The following is a 12,759-nucleotide window of genomic DNA, read 5'->3' as shown; positions in this document are numbered from 1 at the left end:
AGCCAATTAGCGATCGGCTTTACGTGAATACCAATTAACCGGACACTCATATTTTTCGAGTTGATTATCAACGCCGAGTGTCAATGCAAACAAAGCCATGCGAATTAACAGCCCATTATCTGCCTGTCTGAAGATGGCGAGATTGGGATGGCTGTTCAAATCATTATCTAACTCATTGGCTTGCGCGCGTGAATCCCTTGGAAGCGGATGCATAATGACAGTGTTAGATTTGCAATGCTGAGTGTAAATACTGCGATTTAAGCGGAACTTGCCGCGATACTTATTTGCTTCTTCCTGTGAAGGGAAGCGTTCTTCTTGAATGCGAGTGAGATACAAAATATCTGCTTGATCTAAATGGCCTTCAAGTTGGTCGGTTATTTTGATGCTATGGCCAGCATTTTCAATGTCGGAGATCACATAATCAGGCATAGCTAATTCAGCGGGTGAAATCAGTGTGAAACTGATGTTTTTATACATGCAGAGTAAGCGCGACAGTGAATGCACAGTACGGCCAAATTTTAAGTCGCCGACCATAGCGATGTGCATGCCATCGATACCGCGGCCAGCACACTTGAGTTCTTTTTGGATAGTGTATAAGTCGAGCAAGGCTTGGGTCGGATGCTCGTTCGAACCATCGCCGCCGTTGATCACTGGGACGCGGCTGCCTTCAGCAAACTCTTTGACCGAGTAAGAGTCTGGATGGCGCATGGCAATGACATCAGAATAGGTGGATAACACCCGCGCCGTATCGTACAGGGATTCACCTTTAGATAAAGACGATGAAGCCATGCCTGTGGTTTCACGTACATGGCCGCCGAGCAAGTTAAAGGCACAGCCAAAACTCACGCGGGTACGGGTACTCGGTTCGAAAAACAGGTTACCTAAAATGGCGCCATCGAGCACATTATTGCGCTTCTCTCGAAGTGCATAGGGCATCATGCGGCTAGCGACATTAAAAATAGTTTGGATTGAGTCAAGATCTAACTGGTTTACGGAGAGGATATGGGATCCTTCGAACTGATTCATCAGCCTGTTTTCCAATTTGCTAGGGGGCATTTTAAGCTGCGGTATCGCGCTTATCTGCCCTGATGTTATGTAGGGTGGCTGAGGCGCGATTGTAGCAGAAGCACAGGGGCAACGAAATAGCCACATTGCCACTGTGTTAGATTTTTGCGATGAAGCCCAAAGCTTTTAATCTGCCGCCTTAGGTTTGGCATCAAGGTTTGGCATCGATATTAGGTTTTGCATCACTATCAGATTTTAAATTGATATCAGGTTTTAAATTGATGTTATTAATTGGCATTAGGCTTGGCCTGAACGAATCTCCTGTTGTAGGTTCGACCAACTGATCACCCCAACCACATTGTCTGGTGTATCTTGATAGATAAACACCTCACCGCAGCGTTTGGGCGACAATAGTGAATAGACTTCATTGAGGGTGGTGCTGTCGCTTAGCCCTTGCATGGGATGGCGTGATAGCGTGGTACTGTCATCATAGGATTGCATTTCAAGACTAAGCATTTCGATAATGCCATCGGCATTGCGGACTAGCACAGGGCGACCTTCGGCGCGTTTTAGCACTTCGAGTAACAATTCATCGTTGTTATTGACGATAACAAAGCGTTTATCCATTAAGGCTCGCACGCCTTTTTTCTGCAGTGCTAAATTCACGGGGGCGACCTTATAACCTAGTCCCATAATTTCTAATTGCTTAAAGAAAATGGAGTCTGTCTTAAAACCCTGATAAGCAATTAAAAAAGCCGGAATTGTTACAAACATTGCCGGTAAAATAATGCTGGCGTCATTAGCCATTTCTAACAGGGCGACTAAGGCGGCCAGCGGCGCGCTTAAACACACGCCCATCATGGCTGTCATGCCGATTACAGTGTAAAGCCCTACATAAGGGGCGATGGAGGGAAATAAGATAGCGCTGATCAGCGCCAAAATCGCCCCGAGCAGCGCGCCGATACCATAAAGTGGACCAATCAAACCACCGGGAATACCTAAGCCAATCGCCGCAATAGTGGCGATGGTTTTGGCAAATAACAGGGCGATTAACAGCAACAGGCTTGGATGTTGGCTAATGGCTTCGCTAATGGCGAGATCGCCCGTGCCAAGGGCTTGCGGCAACACGAGACCGATTAGTGTGGTGACACTGCCCGCCAGTAATAGTCGGTAAATCAGTGGCCAGTTTTGCCCCGTCGCGGTAACTTTTAAGAGTGAGTAATTAAACAGCGCCGCAGCGCAGCCTAATACTACGCCGCCGATGGCGAGAATAGGGTAGTGATCTAAGGGAATGTGGATCACTTGAATACGGTCAAATTCGTGCACATTACCAAACACCAGTTGGCTTGAAACTGCGCCACAAATTGCTGATAGCATAATTGGGAAAAAGTAATGGATTTTGTATTCACGTACTATCACTTCGAGTACAAAAATCACCGCCGCCAAGGGCGCGTTAAACGTTGCGGCAATCCCTGCTGCAATGCCACTGGCACACATGATGCGTACGCTATTATCGGGAAGATTGAATTTTTCAGCAAGAAAACTGGCGCTGACAGCACCCAGATGAATGGCTGGACCTTCACGGCCGACTGAGAAATTTGTGCCAAGGGCAAAGAGTGCTTGAAAAAATTGCCCAGCGGCGGATTGTAGGGGGATTTTACCATAATGCAGTTTAACTCTATGTAACACATAGGCTATTCCCATACGTTTGTAGCGTTTGGAGCCTAATTTCGCCACTATCCAAATTAATATTGCGCCTAAAAGGGGTAACAGGGCTCGCCAGTCGGCGACGTTCCCCGTAAAATCCTGCGCCTGTATTTGGGTGTAATGATTAGCCCAAACGAGCAAGAGTCGAAACAGTAAGATCACACAGGATGCAAAAATAGCAAATAACAGTGCCAGTATGCACAGCTGTGCACTAATGCGGGCTTGAGATAAATGGTCACGTAGCTCATTGGTTAAATACTTTTTGGCTGTGACTATGGCATGTTGGATAGCGACTTTATTTATCGTTAATTGCACTACATTGGCCTGAGTTGTATTGTATCGAACTCGTTCTTGAGTTGATTGTATTTTATATAAGGGGCTGTTACCTAATGCCAAATTATCATCGTTGGCTAGATCGGCTGCAAGTGATGGATCTCAAGTATCGTCCATCTTCAGTGTATTTATCGCTTTTAGTGTTAGTTTCTATTCTTTTTGGGGCTTGGATAAGTTTTCTGCTATTAAGCAGCGATGAGCCTGTTGTTAAGCATATCAGCAGCAAGACTCAACGCTTGACCGCTGAGTTAGAGGCACAGACCCAACTACTTGCGACCCGAAATTTAGAGCTGTCCGTCGAGCGCGAAGCTAATACCCAAATGCAAGAAATGTTTGGCCAGCAAATGAAAAAGCAAAAAGAATTGGAGCATGAGCTGGCATTTTACCGCAGCATTATGACACCGGATGATAATGCTGAAGGTGTTGCTATTCACGGACTTGAAATGACGCCGGGCGCTTTGGCCGATGAATATCATCTCAAGTTGGTGTTGACTCAGTTGCAAAAGCGTAAGCAAGCTATTCAAGGTCGAACTGAATTGACGCTCATTGGTGTGCAAGATGGAAAATCTGTTAGCTTGAGTGTGAACAAACTCACGGGTTCTAAGTTGGAATTTGATTTTCGTTATTTTCAAGTCATAGATACCAAGGTCACTGTTCCTGCTGGCTTTAATTTACAACAAGTGAAAGTCAAAGTGCTGGTGCCTTCGAGCCGCTGGACTAAGAATTCGCAGACCGAACATGTCTATAGTGCCCCTGAGTTATTACAGGGTGAAAAAGAACCACGGGTAATACTTGAACAAAACAGTCAGGTAAAGGATAATTTGCCCCAGAAAACTGATGTAAGAGGTAGTAATGACTGATCAAGCTGATACAGCAATGCCAATCCAATTTACCGATGCGGCAGCCGCTAAGGTGAAAGGTTTGCTGGAAGAAGAGCAAAATCCTGAGCTTAAGCTACGAGTCTATGTGACTGGTGGTGGTTGTTCTGGATTTCAGTACGGCTTTACCTTTGATGAAAAGGTCAATGACGGCGATTTTACGATAGAAAAACAAGGCGTTCTCTTGGTTGTTGATCCTATGAGCCTACAATATTTAGTCGGTGGTGAAGTGGATTACACTTCAGGACTGGAAGGTTCTCGCTTCTTCGTGAAAAACCCTAACGCAACCACAACCTGTGGTTGTGGTGCCAGTTTCTCTGTGTAAAAAGTTTTTCTGTTTAATGATGACTAACTTTGCATCTTTTTAGGTGTGGAGTGAGATCAAAAAAGCCGTCGCAATGACGGCTTTTTGTTGGGCTAAATTTATTTTCTACAAGAGCTTAGCTCATGATGTTCAGGTTAAGCTTAGGTTTAAACCATGCCTTTACTTTTTTATCAAAGGCTATCCAAACTTGCAGTAATGACAAGACGATCAAAGCGATAAAAATCACATAGTCAGGCAGTTTTCCCTGCCATTCACCTAGGTACACTGTCGTTGGACCTACCACTAAGTTGCCCGGATCGTACATGATCACTGGCAGCAGGCTAATCAATCCAAGCTGCACGACTGTGTAGCCGCGCAGCATGATAAGCCCTGCTTTTTGCCGACCGATAATGGCAATCACCATCAGGAGGGTTAGCAGACAAAATAACCCCCCTTGTTTAGCGATTAAGCCACTCACTGACGCAACAACATACACTAGCAATAGGGCAATGAGTCGTTTCGGAAAGTGCTGACTCAGGGCTGTACTTGCCTCTGGTGTCGGTATCGCCGATTTTTGCTCGCTCATAGGCATTCTCGTTTAGCGATAGCGATTAGTGGCTTTGCTTAGGCGCTAATCTTTGATCTAACTCATAAGGCGGGATTACCACACCTAAATCATCTAATACTGGGAATACGGCGACAAAGAGGTCGTCATCTTCCATGCCTGGCACCCATCTTTCGTGAAATTCGTCGAGTGGAATCGCTAATGTTTGGCAATCACTCCATTCATCCACAGCCCAAGAATCAGCGGCTTCTTCGGTTGGCCACATTGGGATGCAATCTTCTTCTTCAGTGGTTAACATCACGCAACCGTCTTGATCTTGTAATGTCCAAAGTATTTTGTGTTCTTTAACTTGTTCAACGAGGTAATCGTAACGGGCTTCTGGCGTCATTGCTGCTGTCTCAGCGAGGTTTTTAACAGTCTTGCTCATGAAAAATATCTCTTTTGCTTGGATAGGGCGAAGCCTGTTGTGTCTCTAATGTAAAAACCTAGGGCACAGCAAAATTCGCCAGTTGGCTAAATGGTAACATTAGAGCGGGATTAGAAAAAGAACAACAGCGCCAAGAGAGCGCTGTTGTGTTAGATCTTTGGCTTTTATTCTACCGAGCGGAAGTAGCGATAGATAAAGCCTGCCAAAATGGCGCCGACAATCGGTGCTACCCAGAACAACCAGAGTTGTGATACCGCCCAGTCACCGACAAACAGTGCAGGGCCTGTGCTACGCGCTGGGTTTACTGAAGTATTGGACACAGGAATACTAATAAGGTGAATTAAGGTTAAACCTAACCCTATGGCAATTGGGGCAAATCCCTTAGGTGCTCGCTCATCGGTGGCGCCTAAAATAATAATCAAGAAGAACAGTGTCATAACGATTTCGCAAATCATCACCGACAGCATGCTATAGCCACCCGGTGAGTGCTCACCAAAACCGTTAGAGGCAAATCCGCCCGCGAGTGAAAATCCCTCTTGTCCTGAAGCGATGAGATACAAGATGCCAGCGCCCACAATTCCACCCGCGACTTGGGCTATGATATAGGGCAATAATTCTGCTGCCGGAAAACGTCCCCCAGCCCAAAGGCCGAATGACACTGCAGGGTTGAGATGACAACCTGAAATATGGCCAATCGCAAAGGCCATGGTTAATACAGTTAATCCAAAAGCTAAAGCGACGCCGAGTAAGCCTATGCCTACTTCTGGAAATGCGGCTGCAAGTACAGCACTACCACAGCCTCCAAGGACTAACCACAAGGTGCCGAGAAATTCTGCCGCCATTTTTTGTGACATGTTCATTGTTTGATTTCCTATTTAGTCGATTTATGTCTGTGTGGCTTTTTGACGCCATTACATAAACCCTTGTTTATCTGGCTGATTAAGTTTAGCTAGATAAATAACTATTCCCTTAATTGAAGTTTTGCACGCCCAGATTGTTCATGCCAAAGCTGGCCATAACAATCAGAGTGTTGTGTTTTTACTGCTTAGTTAACAATCACTTTAGTTCGTTTACATGGCACAACTGTGATCAAGCATAGATGGCTTTTTATATTGTGCATTTTTGATAATGCTTTATAGGGACAATTTGCTCCGTTTTTAGGGGAGGCTTCAAGCTTATCCTCTTACTCGCTTGGGGTTTCGTTGTAAAAAGGCGTTTATTTTTGAGTTAGGCACTATCAGTTTCTAAGCATTTCATAATCGATTTATTGTCTTTTTATTCTTTAATTATTTGAAAATAAAAGAATAGATATTTAATAGATATAAAACGGGGAAATAAACGAGGGTCATTTCGTTGCTGCTCTTCACTAAGCAAAGTAAAAGAAAAAGGTTACTTAAATGTTAATCATGTATTTGCGGTGTTGCTAACCCATGGTTAATCCAAAAACCTAGGAGATGAAAATCGCAGGCTAAGGCATTGGGCTAATTTAAGTAACCGCTCTACATAACAACAAAAATGGTTTGCGATGTCTAAAAGTGAAGGTGGGAAGGATGAAGAAGAAACTATTGACCTTAGCAATACAAGTATCGATGTTTGGTATTGTTCCTTCGGTAGCTTGGGCTGCCGATCCTATAGAAGTGAATACAGTTAACGAAAATGCAGCTCGAGTTGAGGTTGAAGGCGCGGATAAGAACGACGGTATAGAAAAAGTCACCGTAACGGGTTCGCGTATTAAGCGAGATAGTTTTTCCTTAAGTACGCCTTTACAGGGCCTTGACGCAAAGGATATTGCAGATAGTGGTATCGGCTCATTGGCGGATATTTTAGTTGATCAAATTCCGGCATTGGCTGAAGGGGTTAGCAGCACCAATAGCCAATCGAGTGTGCAAAATACCGGCTTATCAACCATTGATCTACGGAACTTAGGCACAGATCGTACCTTAACGCTTATTGATGGTCGTCGTGTTGTTTCTAACAGTTACAGTGGCAACTATGTCAGTTTAAGCACTATTCCTGCGGCCATGGTCGATAAGGTCGAAATCATCACCGGTGGTGCGTCAGCTGTGTATGGTTCGGATGCGATTGCAGGTGTGGTCAATATTATCACCCAGCAAAACAAGACTGGGTTTGAGATTAATGCCCGTGGTGGTGAAACGACTGAAGGTGGTGGCCGTGAAACCACAGTAGATGTGGGTTATGGAGCTGATTTCAATAGTGATAAGGGTTATATTTACGCAAGTGCCACCTATGACAAACAGCATGGATTATTCGCCACTGACAGGGAACGAGCCCTGTATGAGTCGAGCTTTGCTTACGATGAAAAGCAAATGTGTAACACCATGAATACCGTTGATGGCTATCAATGTATGCGGGATATTACGCGGGACGATTGGCGTGAGCGCAGCAATGACATCGTCGGCGGCCGCTTTAAGTCGAATGCTTGGTGGTACGATGGTACAGAACTTAAAACTGACTTTAAAGAAGAGCGTGATGGTTATAACGGCTATACCACTGGTCTGCTAAAGGTACCAGAGGATACTTTAGCCGCAGCGGTCAAAATGAACTATGACCTTAGTGAAGATGTGCGCGCCAATGTACAAGTACAATTCAGCCGTAATACCGCGTTTCGCCGTACCGACGCAGAAGGTCAAGACTATAACGATGCTGAGCTGTATATCGATCCAATCACTGGGTTACCAGGGATGATTGATGCGGGTAGTATTTTAGCCAATAACCCTTATATACCAGCTGAAATTGCAGCGACAGGAGGGGGTAAGAGTATTACCTGGGATCGTCGTTTCGAAGAAGTTGGGCCTGTTGAAAGTGATAACGAGCGTACCACGCTTCGTACTTGGGCGGGTTTACAGGGGGATTTGTTTGAAACTTGGACTTGGGATGCGTCAGTAGGTTACGGCCAGTTCGAGCAGCGTCAACGCCGTAGCAATGAGATCAGCATTCGTCGTTTAAGAAATGCTTTGAATGCTGTATATGCCGCTGATGGTGTCACTATTCAATGTGCCAGTGAAGCAGCCAGAGCTGAAGGCTGTGTGCCCGTCAATATTTTTGGTGAAGGCTCTATCAGCAAGGAAGGGGCTGACTATATTCGCGCTAATCCCTATATCAATACCGATATAACTCAATTCAATGCGTTAGGGTATATTTCTGGCGAGTTGTTTGAGCTACCCGCAGGTGGTGTGCAATCGGCATTCGGGATGGAGTATCGCCGTGATACTCAAGCTGTCGATACCGATAAGGCGATGCGTGGCGATGCGATTACCTTTAACGATGTTCCTCCCTTTGAAGGTAATGTCACAGTATGGGAAGCCTTTGGTGAGGCGAATCTGCCACTGTTAAGGGATATGGATTTCGCCAATAAGCTTGATGTGGATGTGTCCTTGCGTCTTGCGGATTACAGTCAGAAAAACATTGATTTAATGTCGAGCTACCGTACAGGCATACTGTGGGAACCCATTGCAAACTATGCTTTACGTGCCAACTACTCTCGTTCACAACGTGCGCCGAATATCACTGAGCTTATCTCTCCACCCCGTGGTGATTACGACAGTATTCGCGATATTTGTAATGGTGTGACGGCAACCTCAACAGGCGCTGGACATGATAGTTGTCGTCTCGATCCTGGGATTGCTGCTGCCATTGCGAGTACTGGCACCTTTAAGGCGGAAACGGGCTCTAAGTATTCTCCTAACGCAGGTAATGAAAACCTGACCGAAGAAACGGCGGATACCTACACCTTAGGCTTTACCATGGCGCCAGCCTTCCTTGAAGGCTTTAATCTGGCGGTTGATTACTACGATATCAAAGTCGCTGATGCTATTGGTTCATTAAGTAACGAGGATATTCTGGCTGAGTGTTATAACTCGAGTAATCCCTATGGAGCCGATAATGAGTACTGTCAGGCTATCACGCGCGATACCGAGGGCCAAATCACCCAGATTATTCAGCAGGAACTGAACCTGAATGACATAGTTACTCGTGGTATCGACTTCGCAATGGCCTACGAGTGGGAACTGGCTGATTACGGTGAACTGAGCTTAAACACTAACTGGACCCATGTGTTGGAATACAGCTCAAGTTACTACGGTGCTGATGGTATAGTGGAAGAGGATTATGTTGGTGAGCTTGCCAGTGGGATTTTTGAAGACAGAGGCACGCTTTCATTAACTTGGAGTAACGATGATTGGCGTGTGCGTTGGAGCGCGAAGTATAAGAGCGCTATGGTCGATAGTCACGACAGAGTCGAAGAATGGAACACCCTGCAAGCACTGAACCAAACTAAACTCGATGCCGGTGATGTAAGCGCTGTGGCGAATCCTGAAACACCAGCCTTCCTGTTCTATGGCTCGTATATCACTCATGATTTGTCAGTGTCTTACACCATGGACGTGAGTCAGGCTGAATTACGTTTATATGGCGGTTTACGCAATATTTTCGACAATCAAGGTCCTTGGGTAGCTGATGGTGGCGACTTAATTGAAACCGGTAATGGTAACTACAGCAGTGCCTACGGCGGTGGTGTAGGGCGTTATGCCTACCTAGGTGCAGAGCTTAAGTTCTAAAGGTCAGTTAACTTAAGTTGGTTAAACCGCATGTGGCTCCCTGCATGCGGTTTTTTTATTGGCAATTAAATGGCTTAAGCAAGAAAGGAACAGTTGTTGGCTATGGTTCCATCAGATAGTTAAGCGGTTTTAACGGGGAGTTTACGCAAAAGTTTTAGCTAAGCGAGTTCGGCTGGTCAGTTAAGTTGGGGCTGGGGGCAAAATGGTGTAGGTTCAACAATACACTTTAAGCTAATGTTTTTACAGGCTTGATGGTATGAACTGATATTACCCTTAGCGGCGAGTATGTATGCCGCCAGGGTATCGTTGGGAGCTATCTTGACAATATGTTAAGCGTTAATGCGAACTTATCGATTCATTACAGCATTGAATGACAAGTTACTTGGAGGGTAAATTCGCCTTTAAGAACTGGCTTTGTTCAAACAGTAGATGTTCTAGGGATTCCTTAGCCGTATAACTGTGCCCTTCAAATGCTAAGATAACTAATCTCGCTTTCCCTCCCAATCCTTGAATCGCATCAAACAGACGCTCAGATTGCAGCGGGAAAGTGCCCGAGTTTTGATCCATTTCGCCATGAATAAGCAGCAAAGGCGATTTGATCTTATCCGCATAATTAAATGGCGACATTTGTTGGTAAATATTATTGGCTTGCCAGTAGGTGCGTTCTTCATTTTGAAAACCAAATGGCGTTAGGCTGCGATTATAAGCTCCGCTACGGGCGATACCTGCATAGAATAAATCCGTATGCGCCAGTAAGTTGGCGACCATAAAGGCACCATAGGAATGCCCGCCAACGGCAATTTGCTTGCGATCAGCAATACCTAAATCGACTAAGGTATCGATAGCGGCTTGTGCGTTGGCCGTCAATTGCTCCCGAAAGGTGTCATTAGGCTCTTTATCCCCTTGGGCAATGATAGGCATTGAGACTTTATCAAACACCGCAAAGCCTTCAGCGACCAAAGGTATTGGGCCCCTTGGGCTGATGGTGGGATATTTATTGGCGCTAAAGCTAATTTGGCCGGCAACCTCGGGATCGTTAAATTCCCGCGGGTAAGCCCACATCAATACGGGTAAGGTTCCTTGTTCCTTGGTGTAATTGGCGGGTAGGTACAGCGTCCCTGAAAGAGGTACACCATCTGCTCTTTTGAAGGTTATAAGCTGTTTTTGCATGCCCAGATAAGAACTCAGTCCATCGGGTTGCTCGTAAAGTACGCTTTCTTTGGTGCCATTGAGTAGGACAAGGCTAGGGGGGGCTGTTGGGCTTTCACGATTGATGATGAGTTGTAATGGGTCAAGATTTAACACATAACGCACTGATTCTAATCTGTTGGATGCGGATTGCCATAGTAGTGATGACTCAGTTGTTATGAGTGAAGTGCGCTTTAAAAAAGGCTTGTCGCCCTGTGGGGTGGCACCTTGACCATAGTGAATTAGTCCTGTGGTTTTAGCCCCTTGTTGCAAACTAACGACTTGTCCTTTTCCTGGATAATAGTGTTTTGCAAAGAGTCCTAGGTCTTGGTACTTATCGCGCAGATTACGCTCGTTTAAGGTATGCAGTGAGCTTTCCCCAAGACGGGTGTTTAGACTGCTGAGTCTGATCTGTTGAGCTTTACTATTACGCTCAGTGATTAAGGTTAAGTGGTTTTCAGCCCAGTCAATATCTGTAATCCTCCACTGGGTTTGTGCAACGCGAGTGGCTTGTTGAGTAAAGGGGGCGTCGAGTAGCCAAAGGCTATCACGCAGTGGCGCATCTCGCTGGCTATCTCCCTGATCTAGGGCTTTGGTAAACGCTAAGGTTGCCGCTTGACCTTGTACCCAATGCAACATACGCGGACCAGGCAGGACTGAATCTTTTCCCTGTGGTCGAGATTCCCCTCCTTGGCTCTGGTGTAACAGGGTAATCAGTTGGCCATTAAGGTTATAAATCTCTGTTAAAGTTGGAAAATCATCATACTTTACCTGAGTTGAGAAGGGCGTTGTGATTTGGCGGCTCAAAATATACTGGCCATCGGGAGACACCGAGAAATCTTCAATAATCCCCGGCGCCCCGATTTTCGTGAGTTTGCCTTCTAAATCTACTAGCGCAAGTTGACTGGTAGTCAGGCTGCTAAATAACTGCTTATCTGCCGAGGTTTTCAGTAAGTCTTGATAGGTGCGCTGCGGACTATTTTTGCCTGATGTTTCCTTGGTTTTCGGGCTGATGGAAACGTGGGGCTGACTTGCGCTTATGTCTTGCGCTATTACAAAGCGAGCAAGCAGAGTTTTATTATTAGCCCATTGATAATCAAGACTAATAGTGCCGTTTAAACGCTCATTTGACAGCTGTTGATGACGATCTTTAGCGATATTATAAACACATAAATAGCCGCCCTCGGGCGTTAAACTTACGTAAGAGAGATTACGGCTATCGGGAGAAAACCTAAGTTCAGTAATATCATATCCACCTGGCAAGGTGATGACTCGGTGCCCGTTGTCTTTGATATTGATAAGCGTGAGCTGATGATAACGCTGGGTAATACGGCTCGGTAAAAATTGCTCTGCTGCGATACGTAGCCCCGCCAGTTTGTGCTCTGGCATAGCAAGGGTAGCAATGCTAGGGGCCGAAATGGGACTGAGCAATGCCAGCCATTGGTTATCGTTTGAGAGTCGAGTCGTGAGGCTGGTACTGTGGGTAATGGTTTGCTGCAATGCTGGGGAAGGTTTTTGGTAGTCCTGCGCTAAGGTTTTTGGCGTAAAAATAGGGCAGAGCATCATCCAGATGCAAATCAAGGCTAAACGAAGCATATATGGGTTCCTACAAAGGGCATATCCCCTGCTACATAAATGATCGGCAGGAGTAAGGCTTTGACTCTTATGTTTTTATTGGTCATGCAGTTGTAATCAATCTGTTGCTTAGTCGCAATCTTTCCTGGCTCGATTCTATATTGTTTAAATCTCTTTTTTAGATTTTTAACAAGCTAATA

The 12,759-nt window shown here is 45.5% G+C and carries 9 protein-coding genes; 3 read left to right on the top strand and 6 right to left on the bottom strand.

Annotation, left to right across the window (positions count from 1 at the left end):
* Window positions 1-6 precede the first annotated feature (6 nt).
* A complete protein-coding gene (locus L5L98_RS10445) occupies window positions 7-1,026 on the bottom strand; it encodes an aspartate carbamoyltransferase (protein ID WP_105249881.1) in 1,020 nt (339 codons plus the stop codon).
* A gap of 276 nt (window positions 1,027-1,302) precedes the next feature.
* Window positions 1,303-3,027, bottom strand: coding sequence for a chloride channel protein (locus L5L98_RS10440; RefSeq protein ID WP_263140535.1), 1,725 nt, complete (start codon window positions 3,025-3,027; stop codon window positions 1,303-1,305).
* Window positions 3,028-3,101: 74 nt separating this feature from the next.
* Here L5L98_RS10440 and L5L98_RS10435 point away from each other — a divergent pair, with 74 nt between their 5' ends.
* Together L5L98_RS10435 and erpA are read left to right on the top strand one after the other, a co-directional pair.
* Window positions 3,102-3,905, top strand: a complete 804-nt coding sequence (locus L5L98_RS10435) for a DUF6776 family protein (RefSeq protein ID WP_105249880.1) — start codon at window positions 3,102-3,104, stop codon at window positions 3,903-3,905.
* Window positions 3,898-4,248, top strand: coding sequence for an iron-sulfur cluster insertion protein ErpA (gene erpA / locus L5L98_RS10430; RefSeq protein WP_263140531.1), 351 nt, complete (start codon window positions 3,898-3,900; stop codon window positions 4,246-4,248). Before L5L98_RS10435 ends, erpA begins: the two co-directional genes overlap by 8 nt.
* Window positions 4,249-4,363: 115 nt before the next feature.
* Here erpA and L5L98_RS10425 read toward each other — a convergent pair whose 3' ends face one another.
* The 3 genes from L5L98_RS10425 to aqpZ form a co-directional block, all read right to left on the bottom strand.
* Window positions 4,364-4,813 carry a hypothetical protein gene (locus L5L98_RS10425; protein WP_263140529.1) on the bottom strand — a complete coding sequence of 150 codons (450 nt, stop codon included), beginning with the start codon at window positions 4,811-4,813 and terminating at the stop codon, window positions 4,364-4,366.
* 25 nt (window positions 4,814-4,838) lie between these two features.
* Window positions 4,839-5,219 (bottom strand): DUF2750 domain-containing protein, encoded by a 381-nt coding sequence (locus L5L98_RS10420; protein ID WP_028760853.1) that lies wholly within the window; start codon window positions 5,217-5,219, stop codon window positions 4,839-4,841.
* Window positions 5,220-5,383: 164 nt separating this feature from the next.
* A complete protein-coding gene (gene aqpZ, locus L5L98_RS10415) occupies window positions 5,384-6,079 on the bottom strand; it encodes an aquaporin Z (protein ID WP_263140527.1) in 696 nt (231 codons plus the stop codon).
* 690 nt (window positions 6,080-6,769) lie between these two features.
* Here aqpZ and L5L98_RS10410 point away from each other — a divergent pair.
* Window positions 6,770-9,796, top strand: a complete 3,027-nt coding sequence (locus tag L5L98_RS10410) for a TonB-dependent receptor domain-containing protein (protein WP_219250076.1) — start codon at window positions 6,770-6,772, stop codon at window positions 9,794-9,796.
* Window positions 9,797-10,174: 378 nt separating this feature from the next.
* On the opposite strand, the gene L5L98_RS10405 is transcribed toward L5L98_RS10410, so the two are convergent.
* Window positions 10,175-12,580, bottom strand: coding sequence for a prolyl oligopeptidase family serine peptidase (locus L5L98_RS10405; RefSeq protein ID WP_263140526.1), 2,406 nt, complete (start codon window positions 12,578-12,580; stop codon window positions 10,175-10,177).
* Between the last annotated feature and the right edge of the window lie 179 nt (window positions 12,581-12,759).

Source organism: Shewanella sp. SM23, assembly GCF_025654295.1.
In the GTDB taxonomy this organism is placed as follows: domain Bacteria; phylum Pseudomonadota; class Gammaproteobacteria; order Enterobacterales; family Shewanellaceae; genus Shewanella; species Shewanella oncorhynchi.
Note: the sequence above shows the minus strand (reverse complement) of the source record. Positions and strands in the feature narration are given on the sequence as shown.